The organism is Aliidongia sp. (assembly GCF_035943795.1).
Classification (GTDB): domain Bacteria; phylum Pseudomonadota; class Alphaproteobacteria; order ATCC43930; family CGMCC-115725; genus Aliidongia.
Genome location: NZ_DASZBY010000036.1, coordinates 21,747 through 47,082, shown reverse-complemented (window position 1 = coordinate 47,082; position 25,336 = coordinate 21,747). Strand labels below are relative to the sequence as shown.

The following is a 25,336-nucleotide window of genomic DNA, read 5'->3' as shown; positions in this document are numbered from 1 at the left end:
TCCATATGAGAACGCCACCAGCGGGAAGGCTGCCGTATCCGACATGCAGAAGATCCTGCGCGGCTTCGGCGCCGGCAGCTTCGGTCTCATGGAGGACTTCCACCAGGGCGACCTGACGGTGCAGTTCGAATGGCACCAGCGCCGGGTGACGATCAAGGCCAACGCCAAGGGCTATGCCGCCGCATGGTTGCGCGAGCACCCCTGGTCGCACCGCAGCCGGTCCAGCAGGATCGAGCACGAACGCAAAGCCCTCTCCGTCGGAAACATCGCCGTATATTCGATCCTGCGGGACTGGATAAAGGGCCAGGTGACGGCCGTGGAAATTGGCATGCTGACCTTTGAAGGCGCATTTCTCGGTCAGATCATGCTTCCGAACGGCCAGACGGTGTTGGAGCGGATTTCCGCAACCGACATGCTTCCTGCCATCGCCGGCCCGCGGGCAGATGGCGAAGACGGAAAGGACGGGGCGTGATGACCCGACCTGCCCTGTCTGCGGAAAGGCTGCCCTACTGGCCGCGCTTCCTCGGCCGGGACATGGCTGCCGCTTTCGTCGGCGTCTCCCCGAACACGTTCGATGCGGAGGTCAGCAAAGGTAAGTGGCCGCCAGGCATCCCGCGTGGCGAGCGCGGTGGCAAGTTGACATGGGACCGGCGCGCGCTTGAGATGATTGCCGATGCCGAGCTCGGGATCGCCGAAGGGGCGGATGATTATGAAGTGGTCAGGGCCAAAGCTGCCGCCAGGCGTCAGCGCGACCTCAAAGCGTCTTAGCGACGGCTCGGTCACCTGGTATTTCTACCACAAGACGACGCGGACGCGGATCGAAGGTGAGCCGGGAACCGCTGCGTTCAACCGCCAGGCCCAGCGCGCCGATCACGTCGTACCGCAGCCGGCCGTCAAGCGCGAGACGCTCTCAGATCTGTGCGACCTGTTCGAAAAATCCCCGGAACATGCCGACTGCGCGCCCAAGACGCGTCTGACCCGAGAAACCATCTTCAAGCAGATCCGACATCGCTGGGGAGAATACGAGGGGCGACACATGTCGGTCCGCCAGTTCCGCGGCGAGATCTTCGATTGGCGCGACGAGTTCAGCGCGACGCCGGCCATGGCCGACAAGAACGTCTCGACGCTGCAGCGCTTGATCTCGTGGGCATACGACCGCGGCAAGCTCGAATATGACCACAGCAAGAAAATTCCGCGCCTCGCCAACAAGCGGAGCCGCGAGGGCTGCGGCATATCGCCGGAAGAGGATGCCAAGCTGCTGGCGACCGGCAAGCCTGATGAGATCCGGCTCTATAAATTCGCCCGGCTGACCGGCATCCGGAAGTCGGACCTGTGTCGGGTGAGCTGGGACGACATGGACGCCGACGGTTGGATCGAATGGTTGCACAGCAAGACCGCCAAGACCACCAAGGCGACGAGCTACTATCCAACCTTCGCCATCCCGCAGTTCAAGCAACTCATTGAAGAGATGCCCCGGCGCAACGAGACCGATCGCATGCTGACGATCGACGCCGGCATCCCCTGGACAGTCCACAACATCAACTGCCGTTGGTATCTCTGGCTCGAGCGCGCCGGGCTGCTGGATGCCGACATCCATTTCCACGACATCCGGCGGCAGTGCGTACAGGACCTGCTCGACGCCGACTGCACGAATGCCCAGGCGGCCAGCATATCCGGCCATTCGATCGGCAATAGCGGCGATGGATCCTTCGAGGTATATACGAAGCGCTCACGCGGCCTTGCGCACGCCGCCTATCGCAAGCTCGCGGCCCATCTGAACCCGGAAGTCTCGGGCGAGAACGTGGAATGGATCAGGAAAAAATGATGGCGGAAGCGGTGTTTCCAACCGGTTTTCCAACTATCGACAACCGGACCCTGGACACCGCAGGAATCCTGGATCTCGGTCACTATCGCTGGGAGCTTCAGCAGCGATCTTCGCCCGAGCACGCCGCGCCATGACCGACACCGCCCTCGACAGATTGCTCGACGACACCGACGCCCAGCTCGAGGCGGCGCTGGTCGCCCTGACGGCCGGCGACCTGATCGACCTCGCCGACCTGCCGCCGCGCATCGAGACGATCTGTCGGCAGGCGGTCGAGAGCCGGCGCCGCGATGCGGCCGACCGGCTGCTGCGCCTGACCCAGAAGCTTGACGAGATCGAGCGGCATCTGCGCGAGCGCCTGGCCAACGTCACCCCGGAGACCGAACGGACCTCCAGCCCCAAGCAGGCGAGTGCCGTCTATCGCGCGACAGCGGGAGCCCCCAAATCGAAAGCATGACCGACATCGCCAGGCTCGTCGGCGCCCTAGTCTTCGTCCTGGCCCTCATCGGGTTGTTCGCCTGGCTGGTGCGCAGGTTCGGCCCCGCCATGCGGCTGGGTCGCGCCGGACGCCTGGGCATGGTCGAGTCGATCGCCATCGATTCCCGCCGCAGGCTGCTGCTGGTACGGCGCGATCAGACCGAACACCTGCTGCTGATCGGCGGGACGCGCGACCTGGTCATTGAGACCGGCATTACGATCGCCGCAGAAACGACACAGCGCGGTCGGGCCGAGCCGAGCTTCGTCGCCCATCTGCCGCGTGAGGACGCGTGATCCGCGCGCTCGTGAAAGGGAGCATCGTTGCGATCCTGCTGGCGGTGCTCGCCGGCCCTGCCGCGGCCCAGAGCCTGTCGCTAGACCTGGGCGACGGCGGCGGCTCGACGACTGGCCGGATCGTCGAGCTCGTCGCGCTGATGACGGTGCTGAGCGTGGTGCCGGGCCTGCTGGTCACCGTCACGTCGTTCACGCGCATCGTCGTCGTGCTGTCGTTCCTGCGCACCGCCATCGGCATCCAGCAGACGCCGCCCAATACGGTGCTGATCAGCCTGGCGCTGTTCCTCTCGGCCTTCGTGATGGGGCCGACGCTCGAACGATCCTACAATGACGGCATCGCGCCGCTGATCGCGGAAAAGATCGACAACCAGACGGCATTCGACCGGACCGCCAAGCCGTTCCACGATTTCATGCAGACCCATGTCCGCGACCAGGATCTGCAATTGTTCATGGGCCTGGGCCGGATTCCGGCCGTGGCGACGCCCGACGACACCCCGTTCCGGGCGCTCGTCCCGGCTTTCCTGATCAGCGAGTTGCGCCGGGCCTTCGAGATCGGTTTCCTGCTGTTCCTGCCGTTCCTGATCATCGACATCGTGGTCGCGTCGCTGGTCATGTCGATGGGCATGGTCAGCCTGCCGCCGAACGTGATCTCGCTGCCGTTCAAGCTGATCTTCTTCGTGCTGATCGACGGCTGGTACCTGGTGTGCGGCTCGCTCATTCAGAGCTTCGGGCCGGGCTGATCGCCCACGGCCATCCGATAGATCGCCTCGCGGTCCGCCTCGGTCGCGACCGAGCGGATGATGGCCGGATCGGCAGCCAGTTCCCGACCGATCGCGACAGCGATGCGCTGCTCCGGGCAGAGGCCGAGGCACGAGGTCTCGACCACGCGCAGCGCCTTGCCCCGGCCGACGGAGCCCAGGCGGTCCTTGAACCATTGCCGCAGCGTGGTTCGCCCGTCCGGTGCCAGGCCGTCCGGCAGCTTGGTGGAACAGCGCAGGCAGACGAACAGAACGTCCGTTTCCCATTTCGCCGGCGTTGGATCGGTGTCGGCCGGCATCGGTGCCGATCGGGGATCGAGGGCGACGGGAGCGGTCGCCGCCCCCTGCCCCCAGACCCGACGCAAGGACGTCGGTATCATCCGCACGCCCTCTAGACCCGCTCGACGTCGGTCGCGGCCGCATCGATGATGGCGGCGATGCGGGCGACCTGGTCGTCGGTAAGCCCGCCGGCATCGAGGCGCATCTGCAGGGCCAGCTTGAAGTTTTCGATGGCCCGCTGGATCTGCGGCTGCGTGCCGCCGGCGAAGCGGCGCTTCACGGCGGCGATCTTTTCCAGGACGACCTTCATGATCGACTGGTTCGTTGCCAGGAACGCCCGCCCCTCGTCGGTGATGGCGTAGAGCTTCTTGTTGCCCTCGGCCTGCGCGACCGTGGCGTAGCCCATTTCCTCGAGCAGGGTCAGCGTCGGGTAAATGACGCCGGGGCTCGGGCTGTAAAGGCCGTGGAGCTTTTCCTCGATCGCCTTGATGATCTCGTAGCCGTGACGCGGCTTTTCCTCGATCAGGCTGAGGATGAGGAACCGCAGGTCGCCCTGCTCGAACAGCCGGCCCATGCGCCCGCCGCCGCCCCAACCATGGCGTCCACCGCCGTGGTGCCCGCCGAAGTGACGTCCGCCGAATCCGAAGTCGCCCCGGGAGAAGCGGCGATCGCCATCATCTCCGTGGCTCTCTCCATGGCAGTGGCCATGGTCGCGATGTCGTGATCTTCCAAACATAGTAACTCTCTTGTGTGTGTTTCGACTTGTCTAAGATATATCGAAACCGTTTTTATGCAAGAGGCTTTTGCGAAAGATTCTCATCCCGCACCGTCCGGTCAGTTGATCTTGGAAAGCTCGTTGGTGGCCAGGCGCTGGCGATAAGTCGTCATGAAGCCCTGCAGGTCGCTGATCTGGGCGACCCGGTCGGCCAGCGACTTGAAGTCGCCGCTGGTCGACGAGCTGTTACCGGCGACGACGCGGAAATCGTCCTTGAGCGCGCTCTTGTCCATCGCGGCGCCATACTGCTTCTGCAGGACGGTCAGGCCGGTCCGGTCTTTGCCCAGCACCATGGCGGTCGCAATCTTCAGCACCGCGCGGGCTGTGTCCTCGTCGATCTTGCCGGCCGCGGGCGGCTTCAGCCCGTGCTGCAGCACCGGTACGACGGCGCCCCAGTTCTGGGTTTTCCACAGGATGTCCACGCGCAGGCGGTCGGCGTCGGCCGAATCGTCGCCAGTCAGCAGTTTCAGTGCCTCGGGATTCTGATTCTGCTCGGCCAGGGCCCGGGCCCTCAGTTCCAGCCGCTGGCGGACCAGTTCCGGCGGCAGGTCGGGGATGACCGGCAGATCGAGCGCCGAAATCGCATCGTCGGGCCGCCGGTCGAGCAGCCGGACCAGCGCCAGCTGGGTCGCGACCCGTGCCTGGTCGACACCGTTCAGGCGTGTCTTCACCTGGGTGTCCAGCAGGTCGGCCGCGCGATCCAGCAGGTCGACCTTGACCAACTGGTCGGCCAGCTTGCGGATGATCTCGTCGCCGACCGAGCCGGCCGGAGTCAATTCCTTGAATTCATCGTACAGGCCGAGCTGTCGGAGCGGCGTCACGTTGTCGGCCGCCTTACCCAGGAACAGATCGATGAAATATTGCTGCATTTCGTCGGCCACGCCGTGCGACGCGGGATTGTCGCCATAACTCGCCAGCACTTGGCGCAGCGACCGGAAGCCCGACTGGTAGTCGCCGTCAGCGATCTGCAGTTCGGCCAGTTTGCGCAGGACGCGGATTTCGAAATCGTCGCCGCGCCAGACGAACCGCAGGCGATCGAGCGCCGCGATCGCGTCGGCGCGGTCGATCTCCTTTTCATCGAGCTTGGTCAGGGTCATGGCATAGGTCGCCTGAGCCCGCGCCAGGCTCGAGTCCGGCGATTTCGAAACCTCCTGCCACAGCGCGACCGCCTGCTTCGTGTCGCCCTGGATCGCCAGGATGCGGCCTTGCAGCACTTTGGCCTGATCGGATTCCGAGCCGCTCGGATGATGGGCCAGCACGTCGGCCGCCAGTGCCGCCGCCTTGTCACGGTCGCCGGCGTTCAGCAGCGCCTCGGCCAGCTTGATCGACAGACGGTTGCGCAGCGCCTCCGGGTAATTCCTCAGCACGTTGCCGGATTTGACGTAGGCATTGAGCGCATCGGCCCAGAGCCCCCGGTCGGCGGCGAGCGCCGCGCGCCACAGCTGGCCGTCGGGGCGTTCGTCGAGCGATGGATCGCCCAGATCGGCCAGTGCGGTATCGAACTGGTTCGCCAATTCCTCGGACGCGCCGCGCAAGGCCCGCAGGTTCGGATCGTCGAACATCGCCGGCGCGTCCCGCTCGACGGCGCGCAGCACGCTCAGCGCCTCCGGTCCCATGGCATTCGCGAAGAAGAAGCGTGCGAGGTCGATCCGGGCGTTGTTCTTGTCTTCGGGCGACGCGCCGGCGATCGTCTGCATCAAGGCCTGGCGTCGTGCCGTGAATTCCTCGCCCTGCCCTTGCCAGCCGGTCGGATCGAACACACGGTTTTCGTCGGCCTTGCCGGCGCGCTCCGCATGACGATCCGCATCGGACGACAGCGCCAGTCCGCCGGGGGCACTCAACTCGACCAGGCTCGGCTGGGCGCGGATCGCCAGTTGATCGCTGGTCGGCCGGAACACCAGGCCCTGTGCGCTCGGCAGCACCCTGAAATCCGGATATTCCGAACCCAGGTCCGATCCCTGGCCGATCTGCGGCAGGGGCACCGCGACCAGAACGTCGCCGGCATCGGGATCGGTCACGCTGATCGGCCCGGACGGCTCGCTGACCGGGAAGATCATCGAGGCATTGGGGCCGTCGCTGCGCACCTGCCCTTGGACCGGCGCGTCGGCGCGTTGCGGCTGGTTGCGCAGTTCGACGATCCAGGCAGTGCCGGCGCGCCGGACGCTGGGGTTGAACCCGGCCCAGACCGCAAGCCGCAGGACGGTGCCGCTGCGGCTCGGGACCTGGGCGATCGACGTCAGCACCGGCCAGTTGGCGGCATGGAAATCGCCGAAATCCATCTTCTGCGCGCGATCGAACACGATCCAGACCGCGTTGCCGCGCCGGAAGATCGCAGCAGCCGCTGGCTGACGCCACTCGAACCGCAGCGACACGCCATCGTCGATCAGGGTGTAGCGGATCTGCAGCCCGTTCTCTGCCGCCGATCCCAAAGTACCGGAAACCTGGTTGGTCGGCACCGGCGCATCCTGCTCGGCATCGGCCGGCGCCACAGCCGGCCGGGTCGGCGCTGCCGGCGCCTCGCTCACGACGGGCGGAGCCGGCGCGGGGGCCACGGCGAGCACGGCAGCCGGCGCGGGGGGCGGCACTGCGGCGACCGGTGCCGGCGGTGCTGCTGGCTTCCCCGGCACCACGTCGAGGATGATCAGATTGGACTGGCGGATATCATTGACCTGATGGCCCGGCGGCAGCGCGAATTCGACCTGGGTACCATCGGCAGACAGGCTCGCCGGCTTCAGCGCCGCCGGCAGCGCCCGGGCGAGCCGCGCCATGTCGATCGCGACCGGCTGGCCGAAGGCGATCTGCAGCTTGCCGTCGCCCTGCGCCAGCTTGTAGTCGGCCTTCTTCGGCCAGGCGAACACCAACCGGTCGATGCCGTCATGAACGCCGACACGCACGGAGACTGGCACCGGCTTGACGACCGGAGCGGGTTTCGGCTCAAGCGCCGGTTTCGCTTCCGCCTCGGCTTTCGGCGCGGGCTTCGCGTCCGCCGTCGCCGCCGGCTTGGGCTTGTCGACGAGGTCCACGACCAAGGTCGTGGCGTCGTATGAGGCCTGTTGCACCGCGATCGGCCGCTTCAGATGGGCGGTCACGGTCAAGCCATCCGGTGCTGCTTCGACCTGATCCAAATAAGTGCTAAGCGAGCGCCGGATCTGATCGACCGTGACGGCGACGGGACGGTCGAAGCGGATGGTCAGATTGTCGTCGGTCGCCGTCGCCTTGAACGGCACCGCCGCCGCGCCGCCGGTGCCGGCGAAGACCAGGCGGGCAAAGCCCGGATGGACGGCAGCGCGCGTGTCGAGCCGCATCTTCGCGAGTGGCGCGGGTGGCGCGGGCGTCGGTGCCGAGGATACCGCCGGCGGTGTCGCCGCCGGTTCCTGTGCCTGGGCGGAACCCAGCCAGGCCAGCGCGCAGGCCAGGCCGATGAGCGCCAGACGTGCCATGTGTTCAGGGCGCCGCATGGTCGCCCGCGGGGCTCGCGGCGTCGGCGGCCTTGTCTTCGATGGCGATCTCGATCCGGGTCTGGCCGCCGTCGGCGAGGTCGATCATTGCCGTCACGGACAAGGGCCGCGGATAGCCCTGATGACGCAGCGCCGACGCTACGCTGTTGCCGGCACCCAGCGCCGTAATCCAGTCACGCGTCGGGTCCGCCCCGGGCGCCGGATTGACTGCCCGATGGGCGATGATCGCGACGTGGTTCTCGAAATTGGTCAGCAGACGGACCAGATCCAGCAACGGCGGCTTGTCCATGTCCGTCCAATGGGCGATCGGCGTCGCCGGCAACTCCAGGACCAGCCGATGTTCCTGGCGCCGCACTTCGGACCCGGCGAGTGCCGGCTCGTCGGTCACCAGCTTGTCCAACAGTGCCGCGGCATAGCCGAGATCGAGGCGCGCACGGCCCGGCGTCGGCACCTGGGCAGCACCCTTGCCCTCGAGCCGATGGCCCGTCAGGTATTCGGAGATCGGCAGCACGACCCGTTCCCAATCCCGCCGCTCGACCGTGGTCGTGGCGAACAGCAGCACAAAGAACGAGACCAGCAGAGACATCAGATCGGCAAACGTGATCATCCAACCCGGCGAGCGTGGACGGGCCGGCGGCTGGTCCTGCCGCCCATCGAACGGCATCATGGTGCCACCGCCTTGCCGGGGACGTCGCTGTCGATGATCGAGAAGTCGAGCCGGAGTGCTGGCCCGCCACCGCGATCGACCGCGATGGCGAGCGCATCGCCGGGACAGCCCTCGGCATAGAGCCGGGCGACGACGGTCGCCGCACGCAGCCCGGCCAGACGCTCGGCGGCCCCGCCGTCGGGCGCATCGGCCGGCAGCATGATCCGCCAGGTCATCCGCACGCCGGGACCCGTCGTCCGTTTCTGCATCATGAGCGCCAGGCGATCGAGCGTCGGCAGCACTTCGGACCTGGGCGTGGCACTGCCCTTCTCGAACACCGATTGCTCGGGCAGCACGATTTCGAGGAAACTGTCGCTGGGCGCCACCTGGCTGGTGCGCGCGAGCGGTGCGAAGCCGGTCAGGAGGCCGCTGACATCGCGCGCGAAACCTTCGACATCGCCGGTTTCGGGACGCGGCACGGTCGGTGGCTGGATCATGCCCAGCGACGACGGCAGATGGCCGAACGCGGCATCGATCGAGTCGAGGACGACCCGCGCGCGCGGGCGCTGCACCTCCGAAATCGAGACGAGCACGATGAAGAACACGAACAGCAGCAGGAACAGGCTGACATAGGTCGCCACCGCGACCCCACCGGGTCCCGACGGCGCCTGGATCGAACCTTCCTCATCCATGGCCGGATCCCAGGCCGTCGCCATCGCGCGGCCCCGGGCCGTCGCCGTCGCGCGGCGCACGGACGATCGATGATGGGGAGATCGGCGTCAGAACAGCCCCGCGAGAATGGCGTCGATATCGGCCTGGCTGTTGGCGTTGCCTGGCATCTGCGGCCCCGCCATCAGCTTCTTGTCGGCGTCCTCTTCGGTCTCGGGCTCCGGCTCGGGCGGCGGGGCGAACTGCTCGACCTGATCGCCGAACGCTTCCAACAGGCCGTGAACCTTGGTTTCGATATAGCGGAGCGTCTTCACCACCTTGGTGATGCGCTGCCCCGTGATGTCCTGGAAGTTGGAGGCCTCGAAGATCTTGGTCACCGATTCGGTGATCTTGGCCTGGACCTCGGGCGGCAGGGTGGCACCCAGCTTTTCCAGCACTTCCGCTTCGTCGAGGATCACGCCGGTGGCGGCCGCGGTCGCGGCGACGACGGCGTCGAGTTCGTCGGTCGCGAGCGGAATGTGATGGTGCGGAATGTCGTGGGGCTGGACCGACGCGATCTCGCGCTTGGCCGCCTGGATGACCCGGGCCAGCGTCTCGAGCTCCTGATAGAGCTTGATCTCGGAGAGCGACAGCGAGCCGGTCAGGCTCGCCACGACCTCTTCGACGGCAGCGGTGACTTGCGCCGGGTCGACGACAGGGCGTTGTCCCCGCATTCCGTCGAGGCGTCGCGTCAGGTCGTCGGCGATCGCGAGCTTTCCCATGGGTCCCTCCGAGGATCGATCCCTAGCGGTATTCCGTGGCAGCGGCACGGCCTTCCGCGCGAGCCCCCTGGAATGTGCTAATGGCCAAACAAAACATCTGCAAGCTATTGATGTTCAAGGCGCGCGGCTTCGCGTGCCCTGTCGTCAGTTCTGCGGGTTCGCCGGCGCGCCCGCGGCATCCCCGGTCGGACCCGCCGTGGTCGACGACTGGCGCCGTTCGGCCAGGGCCATGGTGATCGCCTGCGCCTTTTTCGGATCCATCGCCGCCATGATGGCCGACGTCGTCCGATCCTTCATCCGCGTCAGGATCTGCAGCAGCACCGGCATGTCGAGTTCCGACAGGATCGGCGCCGCTTCCTTGGGCTTCATGTTGGTGTAGATCGAGACGAGGCTGTTCAATCGCTGATCTTCCTGGGCGTCGACCTTGCCCAGGCTGGCATCGACCGTCGCCTGCATCTGCTTCAGCTGGTCGATCTTCTCGTCGACGCGCTGTTCGGCCGCCTTCAGCAGGGTCTCGCGCTGGCTCAGCTCGTCGGCGCGCTGATCGAGCTCGGTCCGGCGCTTGGCCAATTCCTGCAGCAGCTTGACCTCGGCATCGGTATAGGTTCGCGGCGGCGGCGCCTTGGGCGGCGCCGGGTTGAGCGGTTCGGCATCGGCAGCGGCCGTGCCGGCGGGTGCGGCACCGGGCGCGGGCGCCTTGGCGGGCGTTTCGCTGGCCGGCGTCGGATTGGCGGGTTTCTGGCTCGCCGGCGTCTGGGCGAAGGCAATGCCGGCTTCGTGCCAGACAGCGCCGAGTTTGACCGCCAGCATGATGCCGGCGGCAGCGATCAGCAGATGGAGCAGGCGGGGCTTCAGTCTCATTGCCGGCTTCTCGCTTCCAGGGCACGCAGCAAGTCCCGCTCCGCCCGCGACTGCGGCGCCGTGTCATCGCGCGTTTCGGCCGGTCGCGGATTGGACGGCCGGGGAACGTCGCGCGGGGCCGTCTCCCGGGCCGGAGCGCCCGCGCGGCCCTTGGTCCGGGGCGCATCGAGCGTGGGTTCCATCCGGCCGGACGGCTCCGATGCCTCGGCCTGCTTCAACAGCATGGCGAGACGGCTCTGATTGCTTTTGGCGGACGCTTCGGCCGCGGCCTGCTGGGTCGGCGACGGTCCGCCGACCGACAGGGTCGGTTGCTGATCGCGCTGGATGCGCAGGCCGGCTTCGAGCCGGTTCGCCACTTCGTCGGCGCGCTCGGTGATGAAGCGGAGATCGGCATCCAGGGTCTTCGCACCATCGATCGTGCCCTGCAGCGTCCGCCCGACGTCGCCGGCCGTCTGACGGAGGGCGGCGACCGCATCTTCCGCGATGCCGGAGGCACCCTGGAGATCCTTGATCAGGCCCTGCAGGCGCTCGCTGTCGCGGCGCAATGCGGCCAGCCGCCCGTTGAGTTTGACCGCAAAGCAGATCGTCGCGATCAACAGGCCCGCGACGACGGCGTCCATGATCAGGGAAATGAGCATCCCGTCAGCGCTCCTTGGACTTGGCGTCGATCTTCTCGTCGATGCGCACGGCCATGTTTCCGCTCTTGCGCCCCATCTTGCCGCTGAACATCAGCAGATCGCCGCACAGCAGCTCCACGTCGGAATCCGCAACGGCATTCAGCGGCAGGCGCGTGCCGACCTTCCAGTGGAGCACGTCGCGCAGCGACAGGCTCATCGTGTCGAGCACGGCGCGGATCTGCACGTCGGTGTGCCACAGCTCGCCGGCCAGATGGGTCTCCCAGATCGAGTCGCGGCCGAACTTCTCGCCCATGAACATCTGCAGCAGCAATTCGCGGACCGGCTCGAGCGTGGCGTTCGGGAACAGCAGCTCCAACCGGCCGCCGCGATCCTCCATGTCGATGCGCAAGCGCGCCACGATCGCCGCGTTGGCGGGGCGTGCGATGGTCGCGAAACGCGGATTGATCTCCAGCCGTTCGAAGCGGAAGTCGACCGGCGACAGCGGATCGAATGCGGCGGAAAGGTCGCCCAGCACGACCGTCACCAGGCGCTCGACCAGGTTGCGCTCGATCGTCGTGTAGGGGCGGCCTTCGATGCGCATCGCGGCCGTACCGCGCCGGCCGCCCAGCAGCACGTCGACGATCGAGTAGATCAACGCCGAATCGACGGTCAGCAGGCCGTAATTGTCCCACTCCTCGGCCTTGAACACCGACAGCATCGCCGGCAAGGGGATCGAATTCAGGTAGTCGCCGAACCGGGTCGACGTGATGCTGTCGAGCGAAACCTCGACGTTGTCGGAGGTGAAATTGCGCAAGCTGGTCGACATCATGCGGACGAGGCGGTCGAACACCACCTCGAGCATCGGCAGGCGTTCGTAGGAGACCAGCGCCGAATCGATGATCGCGCGAATGCCCGACGTGTCCCGATCGCGTCCGGCACCATCGGCGAAGCCCAGCAGACTGTCGATTTCGTTCTGGTTGAGCACGCGGGTCGAGGCCTCGCCGCCGCCCAGGCCCATGGCCGACGCCATATCGTCGTCGCCGTCGCCACCACCGCCGGCGCCGTCGTCACCGCCCGCCATCGCGGCCCACTCGGCCGCCATGCGTTCTTCATCTTCCTTCGTTACGTCCGACATCGCTCGTATCAGCGCCCCAGCGTCCCACTCGACGCCCAGAAGGTTTTAGACAAAGTCCTTACTGTACAAGCATTTCCGTGAACAGCACATCGTCGACCTTGACGGGTGCCACGGCCGCGTTGACCCGCATCAACAATTCCTCGCGCAGCCGGTACAGGCCCGCCGATCCCTTGAGATCCTCCAGCCGAAGTTCGCGCAGGTAGGTCTGGAACGTGTCGATGATCCGCGCCTGCACGAGCTTGATCTTGGCCTTGTCCTCTTCGCCCTCGATCTGGAGGCTGACATGGAGCTTGAGGAAGCTCGACTTCCGCGTGCCGGTATTGAGGTTGACCAGCATGTCCGGAAGATCGTCGTAGAAGACCGCCACCTTCGGCGCGGGTGGCGGTGCCTCGACCTTCTTCTCGACCTTTTCCTCGCCCTTGCCGAGCAGGGTCGAGGCGATGCCGCTGAAATAGAGGGCTGCTGCCGTGCCGACCATCAAGAGCAGCGCCGCGAGCCCGACGATGATCAACCGCTTGCTGCCGCGCTTGCGTCCGCCAGCCGCGCCGTCGTCGATCGCCTCTTCGGCCATTGCCCGGATCCCGTAAATCTCAAGTCCCGGCCAAATGCTCCCGGGATGAGATGAACGTGACCAAACTTGATTAATAAGTCCTTTAGTCGCGGGCGTATGCCGGCCACCGCTACTGTTGCTGCACCACCGACAGATTGAGTTCGTCGGCCTTCAGCGGTGCGATCGCCGCATTGATCCGGGCCAGCAGATCGCCGCGATGCGCGCTCAATTTGCCGACGCTTCCGGACTCCGACAGCGGCAAGGACCGGACATAGACCTGGATCGCGTCGATCACCCGCGGCGTCAGGTCGCGCGCGGCCGACGCATCTTCCCGCGTCTCCATCAGCAGGCTGATGCCGAGTTGCAGGACGCGATTGCCATGCCCCTGGGTATCGAGCGCGATCATGATCGGCTGCCGGAGATCGAAATAGCGCTCGGGCGTGAGCGGCTGCACGGGCTTCGCCTTTTCCTGCTCGGCGGCGATGGTGCCCTCCGGTGGTTTCATGCCCAGGAGCTTCGGCAGGAAACCGGTCACCGTCATCGCCACGCCGGCGCCGGCAACCAGCACGATTCCGCCCACCAGGATCAGCACGCCCATGCCGCGTCGCATTGCTCGATCCCACCTGCTGCCATCCCGAGAGCCCCGAGGGATAGCCCCGCCGCACGACGATGGCAAGACCGGTCGGCCCCTGGCGCCTGCGGGTCGGAAATTTCTGCCGGGCAATCCCCGAACGTCCCGGCAAAGCCCGCCGCTCCGTTAAGCTTCTACCGATCAAGCAATTGATTTCCATGAACTTCCTCCGTTGGCACGGGAGCCGCAAGGCAACGGTCACTCGGCGCCGTTGCCGGGGCATTGAGGGAAGTGATCGAGATGCAGACGGCAACTTACGTTGCACTCTCCAGGCAGGCGGTTCTGGGCCGGCAGCTGGATGTGATCGCCAACAACCTGGCGAACATGTCGACCGCCGGCTTCAAGAACGAGAAGCAGCTGTTCCAGGAATATCTGGAGCCGAGCCCGGTGCGGGGCCAGACCATCGCTTATGTCCGCGATGCCGGCGTAGTGCGCGATGCCCGTCAGGGCGATCTGGCCAGGACCGGCAACCCGCTCGACGTCGGCATCAGCGGCAACGGCTATTTCCAGGTGAACACGGTCGACGGCCCGCGTTTCACCCGCAATGGGCGGTTCCAGCTCGACAGCGGCCGCACCCTGGTGACGGCCCAGGGCTACCAGGTGCTGAACGCGACCGGCCAGCCGATCACGATCCCGCAGGGCTCCACCTCGATCTCGATCGGTTCCGACGGTTCGATCGCGACCGAAACCGGCCCGGTCAACAAGATCGCCGTCTCCGCCTTCGCCAACCAGCAGGATCTGGTCCCGGCCGGCAACGGCCTCTATGCGACCTCCGCCACGCCGACCCCGGACACGGCCTCGACCGTGCACCAGGGGATGCTCGAGGATTCCAACGTCCAACCCATCCTCGAAATGACGCAGATGCTCGACGTCCAGCGCGCCTACACGACCGCCCAGAACATCGTCGAGGGCGAAGATACGCGGTTGCGCAATGCCATCGACAAGCTGTCCAAGTCGTCCTGATCAAAGGAATAGAACACCATGCGCGCGATGGATATTGCCGCTACCGGCATGCAGGCCCAGCAGCTCAACGTCGAAGTCATCTCGAACAACATCGCCAACCTGAACACGACCGGCTTCAAGCGCCAGCGTGCCGAATTCCAGGACCTGCTGTACCAGAGCATCAAGCGCCCGGGCGACACCTCGTCGGATGCCGGCACCGTGGTCCCGGTCGGCGTGCAGGTCGGCATCGGCGTCAAGACTGCCGCGGTCTACCGCATCCATGAGGAAGGCAACCTCAACCAGACCCAGAACCCGCTCGACCTGGCGATCCAGGGCAAAGGGTTCTTTCAGGTCCTGCTGCCCGACGGCACGACCGCATATACCCGCGCCGGTTCGTTCCAGCTCAACAATTCCCGGCAGATCGTCACCGCCGACGGCTATCTGGTCCAGCCGACCATCGCCATTCCGCAGAGCACGACCTCGATCAGCGTGAACGCGTCGGGCCAGGTGCTGGCCAAGGTCTCCGGCTCGACCACGCCCCAGACGGTCGGCCAGCTGCAGCTCGCGATCTTCCCGAACGATCCCGGCTTGGCCGCCCTCGGCCAGAACCTGCTGCAGGAAACCGAGGCGTCGGGCAACCCCCAGACGCTCGACCCGGGCGTCAACGACGCCGGCACGATCCAGCAGGGGTTCCTGGAGACGTCGAACGTCAATGTCGTAACCGAAATCTCCAGCCTGATCACGGCCCAGCGCGCCTACGAAATGAACTCGAAGGTGATCGAGGCCGCCGACCAGATGCAGCAGACGCTGACCAACCTGCGCTGATTTAGATCCTTAAAGGAATCCGGTCATGAACAAGTCCCTCGCCGCCGCCCTGGCGGTCGCCCTCTGCCTCGCCCCCGCAGCCCATGCCGCAACCAGCGGCGTGACCCAGGCGGCCGCCCCGGCGCCGCTCGTTTCGCTGAAAGCGAACGCGGCGGTCGACGACGGCACGATCCGGCTGGGCGACCTGTTCGACGGTGCCGGTGCCCGGGCCGACGACGTCGTGGCCAAATCGCCGGCGCCCGGCGCCAGCACCATGTTCGATGTCGGCTGGCTCTATTCGACCGCGCGGGCCCATGGGCTCAACTGGCAACCGCCCTCGACCTCGAGCGCGATCCGGATCGAGCGCAACGCCACCATGATCGACACGACGGCGCTGGCGCAGCAGTTGGCCGACAAGCTGCCCTCGTCGCTCGGTCTGCGCCGGGTCGAACTCGACGCCCAGTTTCGGCTGTTCGTCCCGGTCGGCGCACCGACCGACATCTCGATCCAGAAGCTGGACATCAAGCAGGAGACCGGTCGCTTCTCGGCCGAGGTGCGTGTGCTCGCTGCCGATCCCGATGCGGTGCCGGTGCATGTCAGCGGCCGGATCGTCGGCCTGATCACGATCCCGGTGCTGGCCCGGCCGATGATGCCCGGCGAAATCGTCCAGTCCAGCGACATCACGACCGGGGACTATCGTACCGACCAGCTGCAGGCCGGCGGCGTCATGGATCCGCACGAGCTGATCGGCCAGACGCCGCGCCATCCATTGCGCGCCGCACAGCCGCTGCGGGTCGGCGACCTGCAGGTGCCGGTCGTGGTCAAGCGCAACGAACTGGTGCTGATCGTACTGGAGCGACCGGGCCTCTATCTGACGGCGGAAGGCCGCGCGCTCGAGGATGGCGGCAAAGGCACGGTGATCCGCGTCACCAATACCCAGTCCAAGCGAACCGTCGATGCGGTGGTGCTTGGAGCCGGCCAGGTCGCGGTCCGCGCACCTGGCATGCAGCAAGCCCAGAATTGATCGATTTTCGTTCGGAGACAGCCTCGATGCCCCGCCACATCAGCGCGTCCAGCCTCACCTCGGTCGCCCTGCTCGCCCTCGTCCTCGGTGGTTGCACCACCAATGCCGCCACCCGCCTCGCCGAGCTGGGCGAGGTGCCGGCCATGACCAAGATCACCGACCCGACCAAGGAACCGGGCTACCAGCCGGTCAGCATGCCGGCGCCGACCAACGAGCCGACGGTGCACCAGTCGGGCTCGCTGTGGGTAACCGGTGCCCGAGCCTTCTTCAAGGACCAGCGCGCGAAGGCGGTCGGCGACGTCGTGACCGTAACGATCTCGATCAACGACAGCGCAAAGCTGCAGAACGAGACGCAGGACAATCGTAACGACACCAACAATTCCGGCATCACCAACTTCCTGGGCTTCGAGACCCAGCTGGCCAAGATCCTGCCCAAGGCCGCGACGCCCAGTTCGCTCATCAACACGAGCACGGTCAACGCGAGCGACGGCAAGGCGCAGATCAATCGGCAGGAACAGGTCACCACGACGCTCGCGGCGATCGTCACGCAGATCCTGCCCAGCGGCAACATGGTCATCGTCGGCAAGCAGGAAGTGCGCGTGAACTACGACGTGCGCGAACTGCAGATGACCGGGATCATCCGGCCGACCGACATCGACCAATTGAACACCGTGTCCTACGACAAGATCGCCGAAGCGCGCATTTCCTACGGCGGCCGCGGCCGACAGAGCGACATCCAGCAGGCCCACTACGGCACTCAGCTGCTGGATATCGTCAACCCGTTCTAGCCAGCATCCGAGGATGGACAGGGCCATGAAATCGAAGGAATCACGGATCGTCTCGACGACGATCCTGGCGGGCCTCACCGCAGCGCTGCTGGAATTCCTGCCGGCGCTGATCGTGCAGGGCGCCCGGGGCGCCTCGCCCCTGCAACTCCTGCAGTCGATCGCGAGCAGCGTCGAAGGGCGCGACGCCTATGCCGGCGGCCTGGCCAGCGCCACGCTCGGTGGGGCGATGCTACTGGTGATATCGCTCGTCGCCGCCGGCGTCTTCGTGGTGGCCAGCCGCCGTTTTCCGATCCTGATCGAGCGGTACCTGTCCGCCGGGATCGCCTACGGGCTGTTATGCTATGCCGTGACGAACTTCGTGGTGATCCCGTTCTCGACCCTAACCTTCTCGCAGACCACCGTCTGGTCGATGATCATGGGCAGCATGGTCATTCACCTGTTCTCGTTCGGGCTGCCCATCGCCATCGTCACGCGGCTGTCGACCCTTCGCATGCGCTGGTCGTGATGGCGCCCACCGGCACCCTCACGACCAGCATCTCGCGGCTCAGTTCTTCTTGACGAACGGACAGTTGCCGTCGGCCAGCGGCCGGAACGCCTCGCCCGCCGGGATGTCGCGGATCTTCTTGTAATAGTCCCAGGGATATTTCGATTCCTCGGGTTTCTTGACCTGATACAGCGCCAGGTCGTACAGCACCCGCCCGTCCTCGCGGATCGAGCCCTTGCGCCCGAAATAGTCGGTCGGCATCGACTTCATCTGGGCCGTCACCTTCTCCGCGTCGTCGGTCTTGGCCGCGTCGATCGCCTTCAGGTAATGCAGCACTGCGGCATAGGTATTGGCCTGTTCCTTCGTCGGCATCCGCTGCCGCTTGTCGAAGAAGCGCTTGGCGAAGGCGCGCGTCCCGTCGCTGTCGTCCCAATAATAGCCGGTCGTGACATAGGTGCCCTGGGCGGTCTTGAGCCCGAGCGTGTGGATGTCCGAGATGAAGACGATGAAGCCGGCCAGCTGCTGGCCGCCCTGGGTCAGGCCGAATTCGCCCGCCTGCCGGATCGTCGCGATCGAATCGAGCCCGACGTTGGCCAGGCCGACGACATTGGCACCCGACGACTGGGCCTTCAGCAGGTAGGACGAGAAGTCGGTCGTGCCGAGCGGATGCTTGATGTCGCCGACCACCTCGCCGCCCGACGCCTTGATGACCGTGCTGGCGGCCCCCTCCATCGCCGTGCCGAAAGCGAAATCGGCGGTGATGAAGAACCATTTCTTGCCGCCGTTGGCGACCACCGCCCTTGCCGTGCCATTGGCCAGCGCCGCGGTATCGTCGGCCCATTGGATCGAATAGGGCGAGCATTGCGCGCCGGTCAGCTCCGTCGTCGCCGCGGCGGAGATCAGCAGGACCTTGTGTTTTTCCTTGCCGATCTGCTGGACCGCGAGGCCGACCGAAGAGACCGGCAGGTCGGTGATCGCGTCGACCTGGTCCTGGTCGAACCATTGGCGGGCGATCGACGAGGCGATGTCGGGCTTGTTCTGCATGTCGGCGGAAACGATCTGGACCGGTTTGCCCAGCGCCTTGCCGCCGTAGTCCGCCGCCGCCATCTCGGCGGCCGTGACCGCACCCACGCCGCCGGTATCCTGCGCGAAGCCGGACCCGTCGATCATCACGCCGATCTTGATGGCGTTCTGGCCGCCCATCGCGGCACCGGCAGCAAACAGCGCCGCCACCGCGGCACCGTTCGACAGCATGTGTTTGAGACGCGCGCGTTTGCGCATGGATCGTTTCCCCCGCTTTTTGATTTCGCCCGAAACAAAATCACATCGGCGGAGGCGCCGGAAGCCGCAAAACAAAAGGCCGCGGCCGTTCGTCCGGACGCGCCGCTAATCCTCGCGGTGCGTCCGTTCCATTTTCTCGTGCCGCTCCTGGGCTTCCAGGCTCAAAGTCGCGATCGGCCGGGCTTCGAGGCGGCGCACGCCGATCGGCTCGTCCGTCTCTTCGCAATAGCCGTAGGTGCCAAGCTCGATCCGCTGCAGGGCTGCGTCGATCTTGGCGATCAGCTTGCGTTCCCGGTCGCGGGTCCGGAGCTCGGTAAAGCGATCCGTCTCCAGCGTCGCCCGATCGGTGATATCCGGCTCCGACAGGCTTTCCTCTTTGAGGTGAAACAAGGTCTCCGACGATTCCGCAAGCAGTTCGGCGCGCCAGCGCAGCAGCTTCTGCCGGAAATATTCCTGCTGCGCCGGGCTCATGAACTCTTCGTCGTCAGACGGTCGATAATCGGGTGAAAGCGTAGGCCGCATCACGTACTCCGTGCACCCCGAAAGGTCAAAATGCGGGCGGAGTATATGAATCGAACCTGACAGCAGCAAGTGCGCGTGAGGTTCCCGCCCTACGAATATTGAAAGCCGCGCAAATCCTGGGATTTTCGGGGGTCGGAAATGGTGGGAATGGACTGGTCGAAGGTTTTCCGGTCGAACGGTCGTGCCGAATCGGTTCGGGCGGCATGAATTCAGTCGTCGCGCGGTTCGAGCTTGGCCAGTTCGACGCGGGCGCGCAATTCGATGTCCTGCAGCACTTCGCGGATATTGGGGTCGGAGATCTGGCTCGATCCCTCGCCGGCCAGGCGCGCCAGATCGGCGAGCTTCGCCGGGCCGATCGATCCCAGCAACAGCCCGCGCTTCAGATCCTCCAGCCGCTCCAGCATCTCGTCCGCGCGGGCAAAGGCGCGGCTGCGCTCGCCCATCGCGTCCGGCACATCCTGAAGCGCGAACAGGCCGTCGATGCCGCTCAGCACGGCCGGACCGGATACGGCCTGCGCCGAGGTCTCCTCTCCGGGCCGCAGAGCGTCGGCGAAGCCGCTGGAACCGCTCCGCTTGCCATCCTTGCGGATGCCGGCAGGGCCGACGGGGCGGTTGGACTCGATCTTCATCGCGGGTACGTCACTCCTCGAAACCGGTGACCACTATATAGCACCGGTCCGTCTTTAGATTTGACTAACTCCAACCCTCGATGCCAGGCAAAAACTGCCGCGCCCAGGCGTCATTAGGCAGTAATTGATCCATCCCGATCCCGATGCTTTTCAGCAGTTCCGGATAAAAACAACGACTTAGCCGCAGTTTGCGGCTGGCACGGCGCTCGCTAGGAGATCGGCATGAGCACGATCTTCCGCCCCCTCCTCGCCTTCATCGCCCTCCTTGCCGCCGGAATCGGCAGCGTCCAGGCAGACGCAGCCGTGCGACTCAAGGACATCGTGAATTTCGAGGGCTCGCGCGACAACCTTCTGGTCGGCTACGGCCTGGTCGTAGGCTTGAACGGCACGGGCGACGACGTGACCAAGTCGATCTTCACGCGGGAAAGCGTCATCGGCATGCTGGATCGCCTGGGCGTCAATGCCCGCGATGCCCAGCTGACGGTCCGCACCAAGAACGTGGCGGCGGTCATGGTGACGGCAACCCTGCCCTCCTCGTCACGGCAGGGCAGCCGTATCGACGTATCGGTCTCGGCCATGGGCGATGCCAAGGACCTGCAGGGCGGCACCCTGGTGGGCGTCCCGCTGCTCGGCGCCGACGGCGAGGTCTATGCGGTCGCCCAGGGCCAGGTGTCGGTCGGCGGCTTTTCCGCCAAGGGCGCCGGCACCTCGATCAGCCAGGGCGTGCCGACCGCCGGCAAGGTGCCGGATGGGGCCATCATCGAACGCGAGATCGCCTTCGACCTGGCCAAGATGCAGACGATGAACATCGCCTTGCGCAATCCGGACTTCACCACGGCCGAGCGCATCGCGACGGCGATCAACACCTACATGCGCGGCACGCTGGCCCATGCGACCGACAGCGGCACCGTGGCATTGGCGATCCCGGCCGCCATGCGCTCCGACGTGGTCGGCCTTGTGACGCGCCTGGAGCAACTGCGCATCGAACCGGACCAGGTCGCCAAGGTCATCATCGACGATGCCAACGGCGTCATCGTGATGGGCGAAAACGTCAAGATCTCCACCGTCGCCGTCGCCCAGGGCAACCTGACCGTCAAGATCACCGAGACGCCGCAGGTATCCCAGCCGGGTCCGCTGTCGAACGGCACCACCACCGTCGTGCCCCGGACCGACATCCAGGTCGATACCGGCAAGGATCGCCGCCTGGCGGTCGTGCCCCAGGGCATCACCATCCAGGAACTGGTCAACAGCTTGAATGCGCTGGGCATCGGTCCGCGCGACATGATCTCGATCCTGCAGGCCATCAAGGCGGCCGGCGCGATGCAGGCCGATCTGGAGGTGCATTGATGAACGCCACCGACAGCATCCTGCCGCCAGCCTCGACGGCCCTCGGCACCTATGGCCGGACTGGCGCCATCGCCGGCCCGGGCGACAAGGTCTCCGGCGCGCAGATGGCAACGATCGACAAGACCGCCAAGGAATACGAGGCGGGCTTCGTGAGCGCGATGCTGGAAAGCATGTTCGCCGGGATCAAGACCAACAAAATGTTCGGCGGCGGCTCGGCCGAGGAAATGTACCGCAGCCTGCTGAACCAGGAATACGGCAAGGCCGTCGCCGCCCGGGGCACGCTCGGCATCGCCGACGCCATCAAGCGCGAGATGCTCCATCTTCAGGAGGCTCACTGATGTACGACCCGATGGTCGACGCTCTGGCGGCACCGGACGTTCCGGCCCCGACCACCAGCAGCCTGGTCGATGCGCTGCTGCGCGTGACCGAGCGCCTGACCCAGGTCGTCGCCGAGGAGACCGACGCGCTCAAGATCCCCCGCTTCGCCGACGTCCAGCGGCTGGGACCGGAAAAGAGCAAGCTCGCGACCAACTACGACACGATGGTTCGTGCCCTGGGCAAGCGGCCGAAGGAAGAAATCAAGGCCGACCCGGACATCGTAGAACGGCTGGCCCTGGCGGTCCGCCGCCTCGACGGCGTCTCCCGCGAGAATGCCGAAGCGCTGCGCCTGCAGATGACGGCCAATCGCCGGATCCTCGACCTGATCGCCAAGGCGGCGACGACCGCGGCCAAACCGAATTTCAGCTATGGCGGCACGCGGCTGGGTCATGGGATCCGCGCCCAGTTCGCCTCGCCTCCAGTCGCGGTCAACCGAGTGTTCTGACGACCCGGCAAATCTTGCCGGCCGGCAGGGCCCAATGTTCGCGCCTCGTGATTTAATACAACGAAATCAAATGCCTAGGATCGATATTCTCGCGGCCTCGAGTTTGCAGAGATCGATTGAGGACAATGGAGAAACGGCATGTCGATCGCCCAGTTCGACCCGAACAGCATCAAAGGCGCCGCGGCCCAGATCGGCGCCGTGGCCGCCAAGAGTACGGCCGACGGCAACTTCGCGCGGCTGCTGAACGACGCCCAGACCCAGAACACCATCGAAAAGCAGCGGCAGGCCGCAGCGTCGGCACCGGCCGCCCCGCCGCAGGCCGCCAAGCATGCGGCAAGCACCGCCGCCAAGCCCAGCCCGACAAAGGCCGCGCCGAACGACGATACGACGGACAAGACACACGACGGACATCGTGCCGGCCACCACGAAGTGACCACGGCCGATGCCCAGTCGGCGGCACCGATCGTCATTCCACCCTCCCCGCTGCCGGCGCCCACCCCGACCGCTGCCGCCCCCGCCACGACGGATGCGACCGACGCCGATGGCGATGGTGCGACGGCGCAGGCGGCCGCCACGACGCAGGCCGCCGGTCCGGCGGCGACGGCCGCCGATGCGACCCCGGACCCGGCGGTCAGTGGCCCCGGTACCTCGACCCTCGCAGACACGACGATCGCCGCCCCGTCTCTCGCGACGTTGGCCGCGCTAGGGCTCGGTCGCGGCGCGGCGCCCGGCATCGGCACAAGCGGCGCGCCGGCGAACGGCAAGGCGACGGCCTCAGCGGTCACGGTCTCGGTGACGAAGGCGCCGGTGGCGGTGAAGCTGGGGTCGCTCACCACGGGCTTGCCGCTCGACCTCGACGGCCAGACAGCGGAGCCGGTGGCCGCGGCCGCGGCGCCGGTCGCCAGCCCCACCACCGCATCGACCAACGCCGCCTCGGCTGCCGCAGCAGCGACCGACCAGGCGGTCCAGGATGCTGCAGCCCCGCCGTTAACCGATCCTGCGCCCGTCGATCTGGCGGCTGCCCTGACCGCGGCAGCGACGACGATCGTTTCGACCGAGCCGCCCCCCATGACGACGACCGCCGGGGCCGATCAGCATGCCTCGCTGTTCGCCCAAGGCGGCGACGCCACGACGGCGCCCTCGGCGCTCGGCAACGGCGCGACGCCGACCATGGCCGGTTTCGCCACGGTCAATGCCGGCACCGCCGTCTCGCGCGCCGAAACCGCTTCTGACACGACACCTGGCAACCAGAACAGCCAGACCCCGCTACCCTTGCCGGCCGAGCAACTCGCCGTCGCGATCGCCCGCAATGCCGGCGTCGGTGGTGGCCAGAACTTCACCATCCGCCTGTCGCCGGAAAAACTCGGTTCGGTCGAGGTCAGGCTGCAGGTCGATGCCAAGGGCAAGACGACGGCGAATTTCGTTGTCGAGCATGCCGAGACGCTGCACCTGCTGAAGCTGGATTCCCAGCAACTGGTGCAGTCGCTGCAGAATGCCGGTGTTGACACCAACGGCGCCTCGCTCAGCTTCTCGCTGCGCGACCCGAACATGGGCCAGGCCCAGAACCAGCAGACCGGCACGCCCGGGAGCCAGACCGGCCGTTTAGCGGCCCTCGACAACGGTGCGGACGCGGTCGAGCAACCGACGATCGCCAGCCATCGCCTCTACGATATCAAGGCCTGACGGAGCCCATCATGAGCAACATCGGCGGCGTCGGTACCGGCGCCACTAATTCGACCAGCGGCACTTCCACATCGAGCAGCGATTCCAGCGCCGTCTCCGCGTCGGTCCAGTCGGAATACAACACGTTCCTGACGATCCTCACGACCGAGTTGAAGAACCAGGATCCGACCTCGCCGCTCGACACGAACCAGTTCACCAGCCAGCTCGTGCAATTCTCGTCGCTCGAACAGAACCTGCAGACGAACTCGCTGCTTCAGCAATTGGTCACCAGCCAGACGCAGAGCCAGATCGGCGGCGCGCTCGGCTACCTCGGCCATACGGTCCAGGCGACCGGCAACAGCTTCACCCTCGCCGGCACCAGCAGCGACTCCGCCTCGCTCAGCTATACGCTGCCGGCCAAGGCCAATACCGCGGTCATGGACATCGTCAACAGCACGGGCCAGACGGTTCGGGAGATCTCGGTCTCGACCGACGCCGGCGACCATAGCGAGACGTTCGACGGCGAGGATGCGAGCGGTCAGCATCTGCCGGCCGGCACCTATACCTTCACGATCAAGGCCGCCGACAGCACAGGCACCGCCATCGCGGCCACGACCTACGAAACCGGCGAGGTGACGGGGGTCGACACGACTGGCGGCGTCGTCACCCTCCACATGGGCAACCTGACGGTTCCGGCGGCCAACGTGGTGCAAGTCGTGTCCTGACGAGCCTGTTCATGAACTTTGTTGAAGGAGCGGAAACCTTTGCGCCCCACGTACTTTAGCGGTTCGTTAAGCGGTCCCGACACACACTCGGGCGCTATGTCGAACCCGTCTTCAAAGCTCCTTTCGGTCAGCGCGGAAAGCCTGCCGATGCCCCTCCACCGCGCGCCCTCCGGTCGCGCCTTCGGCGGTCTGACCATGGCCGACCTGCCGCCCACCACGACCAAGCGCTGGGTGATCCGCCGCAAGGCCGAAGTCGTCGCCGGCGTGCGATCCGGCCTGATCAGCCTCGAAGAGGCCTGCCGCCGCTACAAGCTGTCGATGGAGGAATTTCTGTCCTGGCAGCGGCTGATAGAGAGCCACGGCATGGCCGGGCTGCGCGCGACGCGCCTTCAGGACTATCGCCCGGCGGGCGACAAGAGCGACTAATTCGCCTCAAATCCAATCAGTTACGATTGCTAGGCAAATTTTGCCGAGATTAATGTCCCGTTTACCTAGAAGGGTTAACGTTCTTTTCGCATGATCTGCCGATGGACCGCCGCTGATTTTCAGCAAACGACGAGGCGGATCGGCAT

At 66.1% G+C, this 25,336-nt stretch carries 33 protein-coding genes; 19 read left to right on the top strand and 14 right to left on the bottom strand.

The window, feature by feature from the left end:
• The first annotated feature begins 43 nt into the window (after positions 1–43).
• From VGV37_RS06095 to fliP, 7 genes are read left to right on the top strand one after another with little or no spacing between them, the layout of a single operon-like run.
• Positions 44–472 (top strand): hypothetical protein, encoded by a 429-nt coding sequence (locus VGV37_RS06095; RefSeq protein ID WP_326878742.1) that lies wholly within the window; start codon positions 44–46, stop codon positions 470–472.
• Positions 472–768, top strand: coding sequence for a hypothetical protein (locus tag VGV37_RS06090; protein ID WP_326878741.1), 297 nt, complete (start codon positions 472–474; stop codon positions 766–768). The genes VGV37_RS06095 and VGV37_RS06090 overlap by 1 nt, the downstream gene beginning before the upstream one ends.
• Positions 674–1,825 (top strand): site-specific integrase, encoded by a 1,152-nt coding sequence (locus tag VGV37_RS06085; RefSeq protein WP_326878837.1) that lies wholly within the window; start codon positions 674–676, stop codon positions 1,823–1,825. Before VGV37_RS06090 ends, VGV37_RS06085 begins: the two co-directional genes overlap by 95 nt.
• Complete coding sequence (locus VGV37_RS06080) at positions 1,807–1,959, top strand: hypothetical protein (RefSeq protein WP_326878740.1); 153 nt, start codon at positions 1,807–1,809, stop codon at positions 1,957–1,959. Before VGV37_RS06085 ends, VGV37_RS06080 begins: the two co-directional genes overlap by 19 nt.
• The gene (locus VGV37_RS06075; RefSeq protein ID WP_326878739.1) at positions 1,956–2,279 is read left to right on the top strand and encodes a hypothetical protein; all 324 of its coding nucleotides are present in this window, start codon (positions 1,956–1,958) and stop codon (positions 2,277–2,279) included. Before VGV37_RS06080 ends, VGV37_RS06075 begins: the two co-directional genes overlap by 4 nt.
• Entirely contained in the window at positions 2,276–2,593 is a 318-nt protein-coding gene (locus VGV37_RS06070) for a flagellar biosynthetic protein FliO (RefSeq protein WP_326878738.1), read from the top strand. The genes VGV37_RS06075 and VGV37_RS06070 overlap by 4 nt, the downstream gene beginning before the upstream one ends.
• The gene (gene fliP, locus VGV37_RS06065) at positions 2,590–3,333 is read left to right on the top strand and encodes a flagellar type III secretion system pore protein FliP (RefSeq protein WP_326878737.1); all 744 of its coding nucleotides are present in this window, start codon (positions 2,590–2,592) and stop codon (positions 3,331–3,333) included. The genes VGV37_RS06070 and fliP overlap by 4 nt, the downstream gene beginning before the upstream one ends.
• Here the strand turns inward: fliP and VGV37_RS06060 are convergent.
• Together VGV37_RS06060 and VGV37_RS06055 are read right to left on the bottom strand one after the other, a co-directional pair.
• Positions 3,312–3,731, bottom strand: coding sequence for a hypothetical protein (locus tag VGV37_RS06060; RefSeq protein WP_326878736.1), 420 nt, complete (start codon positions 3,729–3,731; stop codon positions 3,312–3,314). The genes fliP and VGV37_RS06060 overlap by 22 nt on opposite strands.
• 11 nt (positions 3,732–3,742) lie before the next feature.
• Positions 3,743–4,204, bottom strand: a complete 462-nt coding sequence (locus VGV37_RS06055; RefSeq protein WP_326878735.1) for a PadR family transcriptional regulator — start codon at positions 4,202–4,204, stop codon at positions 3,743–3,745.
• Between the two features lie 21 nt (positions 4,205–4,225).
• Between VGV37_RS06055 and VGV37_RS06050 the strand changes: the two genes are divergently transcribed.
• Positions 4,226–4,354: a hypothetical protein gene (locus VGV37_RS06050; RefSeq protein WP_326878734.1), complete on the top strand. Its 129-nt coding sequence runs from the start codon at positions 4,226–4,228 to the stop codon at positions 4,352–4,354.
• Between the two features lie 110 nt (positions 4,355–4,464).
• Here the strand turns inward: VGV37_RS06050 and VGV37_RS06045 are convergent, their stop codons facing one another.
• From VGV37_RS06045 to VGV37_RS06005, 9 genes are all read right to left on the bottom strand, one after another.
• The gene (locus VGV37_RS06045; RefSeq protein WP_326878733.1) at positions 4,465–7,845 is read right to left on the bottom strand and encodes a hypothetical protein; all 3,381 of its coding nucleotides are present in this window, start codon (positions 7,843–7,845) and stop codon (positions 4,465–4,467) included.
• 4 nt (positions 7,846–7,849) lie between these two features.
• The gene (locus VGV37_RS06040; RefSeq protein WP_326878732.1) at positions 7,850–8,530 is read right to left on the bottom strand and encodes a flagellar motor protein MotB; all 681 of its coding nucleotides are present in this window, start codon (positions 8,528–8,530) and stop codon (positions 7,850–7,852) included.
• Positions 8,527–9,201 carry a hypothetical protein gene (locus tag VGV37_RS06035; protein ID WP_326878731.1) on the bottom strand — a complete coding sequence of 225 codons (675 nt, stop codon included), beginning with the start codon at positions 9,199–9,201 and terminating at the stop codon, positions 8,527–8,529. Before VGV37_RS06035 ends, VGV37_RS06040 begins: the two co-directional genes overlap by 4 nt.
• 87 nt (positions 9,202–9,288) lie before the next feature.
• Positions 9,289–9,939, bottom strand: coding sequence for a protein phosphatase CheZ (locus tag VGV37_RS06030; protein WP_326878730.1), 651 nt, complete (start codon positions 9,937–9,939; stop codon positions 9,289–9,291).
• 144 nt (positions 9,940–10,083) lie between these two features.
• Positions 10,084–10,800, bottom strand: coding sequence for a MotE family protein (locus tag VGV37_RS06025; protein ID WP_326878729.1), 717 nt, complete (start codon positions 10,798–10,800; stop codon positions 10,084–10,086).
• A complete protein-coding gene (locus VGV37_RS06020; protein ID WP_326878728.1) occupies positions 10,797–11,438 on the bottom strand; it encodes a DUF6468 domain-containing protein in 642 nt (213 codons plus the stop codon). Before VGV37_RS06020 ends, VGV37_RS06025 begins: the two co-directional genes overlap by 4 nt.
• Before the next feature lie 4 nt (positions 11,439–11,442).
• Entirely contained in the window at positions 11,443–12,552 is a 1,110-nt protein-coding gene (gene fliM / locus VGV37_RS06015) for a flagellar motor switch protein FliM (protein WP_326878727.1), read from the bottom strand.
• Between the two features lie 58 nt (positions 12,553–12,610).
• Positions 12,611–13,123, bottom strand: a complete 513-nt coding sequence (locus VGV37_RS06010; protein ID WP_326878726.1) for a flagellar basal body-associated FliL family protein — start codon at positions 13,121–13,123, stop codon at positions 12,611–12,613.
• 109 nt (positions 13,124–13,232) lie between these two features.
• Positions 13,233–13,712, bottom strand: a complete 480-nt coding sequence (locus VGV37_RS06005) for a flagellar basal body-associated FliL family protein (RefSeq protein WP_326878725.1) — start codon at positions 13,710–13,712, stop codon at positions 13,233–13,235.
• Between the two features lie 261 nt (positions 13,713–13,973).
• On the opposite strand from VGV37_RS06005, the gene flgF reads away from it, so the two are divergent.
• From flgF to VGV37_RS05980, 5 genes are read left to right on the top strand one after another with little or no spacing between them, the layout of a single operon-like run.
• Positions 13,974–14,696 carry a flagellar basal-body rod protein FlgF gene (flgF, locus tag VGV37_RS06000; protein WP_326878724.1) on the top strand — a complete coding sequence of 241 codons (723 nt, stop codon included), beginning with the start codon at positions 13,974–13,976 and terminating at the stop codon, positions 14,694–14,696.
• An 18-nt stretch (positions 14,697–14,714) separates the two neighbouring features.
• Complete coding sequence (gene flgG / locus VGV37_RS05995) at positions 14,715–15,500, top strand: flagellar basal-body rod protein FlgG (protein ID WP_326878723.1); 786 nt, start codon at positions 14,715–14,717, stop codon at positions 15,498–15,500.
• Between the two features lie 25 nt (positions 15,501–15,525).
• Positions 15,526–16,503, top strand: coding sequence for a flagellar basal body P-ring formation chaperone FlgA (gene flgA / locus VGV37_RS05990; protein WP_326878722.1), 978 nt, complete (start codon positions 15,526–15,528; stop codon positions 16,501–16,503).
• Between the two features lie 26 nt (positions 16,504–16,529).
• Positions 16,530–17,291: a flagellar basal body L-ring protein FlgH gene (flgH, locus tag VGV37_RS05985; protein WP_326878721.1), complete on the top strand. Its 762-nt coding sequence runs from the start codon at positions 16,530–16,532 to the stop codon at positions 17,289–17,291.
• Positions 17,292–17,316: 25 nt separating this feature from the next.
• Positions 17,317–17,796, top strand: a complete 480-nt coding sequence (locus tag VGV37_RS05980) for a hypothetical protein (RefSeq protein ID WP_326878720.1) — start codon at positions 17,317–17,319, stop codon at positions 17,794–17,796.
• 39 nt (positions 17,797–17,835) lie between these two features.
• Here VGV37_RS05980 and VGV37_RS05975 read toward each other — a convergent pair whose 3' ends face one another.
• The 3 genes from VGV37_RS05975 to VGV37_RS05965 form a co-directional block, all read right to left on the bottom strand.
• Positions 17,836–19,056: an ABC transporter substrate-binding protein gene (locus tag VGV37_RS05975; RefSeq protein WP_326878719.1), complete on the bottom strand. Its 1,221-nt coding sequence runs from the start codon at positions 19,054–19,056 to the stop codon at positions 17,836–17,838.
• Between the two features lie 105 nt (positions 19,057–19,161).
• A complete protein-coding gene (gene dksA / locus VGV37_RS05970; RefSeq protein WP_326878836.1) occupies positions 19,162–19,578 on the bottom strand; it encodes an RNA polymerase-binding protein DksA in 417 nt (138 codons plus the stop codon).
• Positions 19,579–19,787: 209 nt separating this feature from the next.
• Positions 19,788–20,207 carry a flagellar assembly protein FliX gene (locus VGV37_RS05965; RefSeq protein ID WP_326878718.1) on the bottom strand — a complete coding sequence of 140 codons (420 nt, stop codon included), beginning with the start codon at positions 20,205–20,207 and terminating at the stop codon, positions 19,788–19,790.
• Positions 20,208–20,429: 222 nt separating this feature from the next.
• Here VGV37_RS05965 and VGV37_RS05960 point away from each other — a divergent pair, with 222 nt between their 5' ends.
• The 6 genes from VGV37_RS05960 to VGV37_RS05935 all read left to right on the top strand — a co-directional run bounded on the left by VGV37_RS05960 (position 20,430) and on the right by VGV37_RS05935 (position 25,190).
• Positions 20,430–21,554, top strand: coding sequence for a flagellar basal body P-ring protein FlgI (locus VGV37_RS05960; RefSeq protein WP_326878717.1), 1,125 nt, complete (start codon positions 20,430–20,432; stop codon positions 21,552–21,554).
• A complete protein-coding gene (locus VGV37_RS05955; RefSeq protein WP_326878716.1) occupies positions 21,554–21,892 on the top strand; it encodes a rod-binding protein in 339 nt (112 codons plus the stop codon). Before VGV37_RS05960 ends, VGV37_RS05955 begins: the two co-directional genes overlap by 1 nt.
• Positions 21,892–22,377 (top strand): hypothetical protein, encoded by a 486-nt coding sequence (locus VGV37_RS05950; RefSeq protein ID WP_326878715.1) that lies wholly within the window; start codon positions 21,892–21,894, stop codon positions 22,375–22,377. The genes VGV37_RS05955 and VGV37_RS05950 overlap by 1 nt, the downstream gene beginning before the upstream one ends.
• Before the next feature lie 138 nt (positions 22,378–22,515).
• A complete protein-coding gene (locus VGV37_RS05945) occupies positions 22,516–24,060 on the top strand; it encodes a flagellar hook-length control protein FliK (protein WP_326878714.1) in 1,545 nt (514 codons plus the stop codon).
• A gap of 11 nt (positions 24,061–24,071) precedes the next feature.
• The gene (locus VGV37_RS05940) at positions 24,072–24,764 is read left to right on the top strand and encodes a flagellar hook assembly protein FlgD (RefSeq protein ID WP_326878713.1); all 693 of its coding nucleotides are present in this window, start codon (positions 24,072–24,074) and stop codon (positions 24,762–24,764) included.
• A 147-nt stretch (positions 24,765–24,911) separates the two neighbouring features.
• Complete coding sequence (locus tag VGV37_RS05935; protein WP_326878712.1) at positions 24,912–25,190, top strand: DUF1153 domain-containing protein; 279 nt, start codon at positions 24,912–24,914, stop codon at positions 25,188–25,190.
• The last annotated feature ends 146 nt before the right edge of the window (positions 25,191–25,336 follow it).

Excerpts from the sequence above, each read along its gene's own strand:
- VGV37_RS05950 (WP_326878715.1), top strand. The coding sequence starts at position 21,892 with ATGTACGACCCGATGGTCGACGCTCTGGCGGCACCGGACGTTCCGGCC.
- VGV37_RS06095 (WP_326878742.1), top strand. The coding sequence starts at position 44 with ATGCAGAAGATCCTGCGCGGCTTCGGCGCCGGCAGCTTCGGTCTCATG.
- VGV37_RS06080 (WP_326878740.1), top strand. The coding sequence starts at position 1,807 with ATGGATCAGGAAAAAATGATGGCGGAAGCGGTGTTTCCAACCGGTTTT.
- flgF (WP_326878724.1), top strand. The coding sequence starts at position 13,974 with ATGCAGACGGCAACTTACGTTGCACTCTCCAGGCAGGCGGTTCTGGGC.
- VGV37_RS06050 (WP_326878734.1), top strand. The coding sequence starts at position 4,226 with ATGGCGTCCACCGCCGTGGTGCCCGCCGAAGTGACGTCCGCCGAATCC.
- VGV37_RS06020 (WP_326878728.1), bottom strand. The coding sequence starts at position 11,438 with ATGCTCATTTCCCTGATCATGGACGCCGTCGTCGCGGGCCTGTTGATC.
- fliM (WP_326878727.1), bottom strand. The coding sequence starts at position 12,552 with ATGTCGGACGTAACGAAGGAAGATGAAGAACGCATGGCGGCCGAGTGG.
- flgH (WP_326878721.1), top strand. The coding sequence starts at position 16,530 with ATGCCCCGCCACATCAGCGCGTCCAGCCTCACCTCGGTCGCCCTGCTC.
- VGV37_RS05945 (WP_326878714.1), top strand. The coding sequence starts at position 22,516 with ATGTCGATCGCCCAGTTCGACCCGAACAGCATCAAAGGCGCCGCGGCC.
- VGV37_RS06060 (WP_326878736.1), bottom strand. The coding sequence starts at position 3,731 with ATGATACCGACGTCCTTGCGTCGGGTCTGGGGGCAGGGGGCGGCGACC.
- dksA (WP_326878836.1), bottom strand. The coding sequence starts at position 19,578 with ATGCGGCCTACGCTTTCACCCGATTATCGACCGTCTGACGACGAAGAG.
- VGV37_RS05960 (WP_326878717.1), top strand. The coding sequence starts at position 20,430 with ATGAGCACGATCTTCCGCCCCCTCCTCGCCTTCATCGCCCTCCTTGCC.
- VGV37_RS06055 (WP_326878735.1), bottom strand. The coding sequence starts at position 4,204 with ATGGGCCGGCTGTTCGAGCAGGGCGACCTGCGGTTCCTCATCCTCAGC.
- flgA (WP_326878722.1), top strand. The coding sequence starts at position 15,526 with ATGAACAAGTCCCTCGCCGCCGCCCTGGCGGTCGCCCTCTGCCTCGCC.
- VGV37_RS05955 (WP_326878716.1), top strand. The coding sequence starts at position 21,554 with ATGAACGCCACCGACAGCATCCTGCCGCCAGCCTCGACGGCCCTCGGC.
- VGV37_RS06005 (WP_326878725.1), bottom strand. The coding sequence starts at position 13,712 with ATGCGACGCGGCATGGGCGTGCTGATCCTGGTGGGCGGAATCGTGCTG.
- VGV37_RS06030 (WP_326878730.1), bottom strand. The coding sequence starts at position 9,939 with ATGGGAAAGCTCGCGATCGCCGACGACCTGACGCGACGCCTCGACGGA.
- VGV37_RS06025 (WP_326878729.1), bottom strand. The coding sequence starts at position 10,800 with ATGAGACTGAAGCCCCGCCTGCTCCATCTGCTGATCGCTGCCGCCGGC.
- VGV37_RS05980 (WP_326878720.1), top strand. The coding sequence starts at position 17,317 with ATGAAATCGAAGGAATCACGGATCGTCTCGACGACGATCCTGGCGGGC.
- VGV37_RS06010 (WP_326878726.1), bottom strand. The coding sequence starts at position 13,123 with ATGGCCGAAGAGGCGATCGACGACGGCGCGGCTGGCGGACGCAAGCGC.
- VGV37_RS05965 (WP_326878718.1), bottom strand. The coding sequence starts at position 20,207 with ATGAAGATCGAGTCCAACCGCCCCGTCGGCCCTGCCGGCATCCGCAAG.
- VGV37_RS05940 (WP_326878713.1), top strand. The coding sequence starts at position 24,072 with ATGAGCAACATCGGCGGCGTCGGTACCGGCGCCACTAATTCGACCAGC.
- VGV37_RS06040 (WP_326878732.1), bottom strand. The coding sequence starts at position 8,530 with ATGATGCCGTTCGATGGGCGGCAGGACCAGCCGCCGGCCCGTCCACGC.
- VGV37_RS05975 (WP_326878719.1), bottom strand. The coding sequence starts at position 19,056 with ATGCGCAAACGCGCGCGTCTCAAACACATGCTGTCGAACGGTGCCGCG.
- VGV37_RS06085 (WP_326878837.1), top strand. The coding sequence starts at position 674 with ATGCCGAGCTCGGGATCGCCGAAGGGGCGGATGATTATGAAGTGGTCA.
- flgG (WP_326878723.1), top strand. The coding sequence starts at position 14,715 with ATGCGCGCGATGGATATTGCCGCTACCGGCATGCAGGCCCAGCAGCTC.
- VGV37_RS06090 (WP_326878741.1), top strand. The coding sequence starts at position 472 with ATGACCCGACCTGCCCTGTCTGCGGAAAGGCTGCCCTACTGGCCGCGC.
- VGV37_RS06045 (WP_326878733.1), bottom strand. The coding sequence starts at position 7,845 with ATGGCACGTCTGGCGCTCATCGGCCTGGCCTGCGCGCTGGCCTGGCTG.
- VGV37_RS06070 (WP_326878738.1), top strand. The coding sequence starts at position 2,276 with ATGACCGACATCGCCAGGCTCGTCGGCGCCCTAGTCTTCGTCCTGGCC.
- VGV37_RS05935 (WP_326878712.1), top strand. The coding sequence starts at position 24,912 with ATGCCCCTCCACCGCGCGCCCTCCGGTCGCGCCTTCGGCGGTCTGACC.
- VGV37_RS06075 (WP_326878739.1), top strand. The coding sequence starts at position 1,956 with ATGACCGACACCGCCCTCGACAGATTGCTCGACGACACCGACGCCCAG.
- VGV37_RS06035 (WP_326878731.1), bottom strand. The coding sequence starts at position 9,201 with ATGGATGAGGAAGGTTCGATCCAGGCGCCGTCGGGACCCGGTGGGGTC.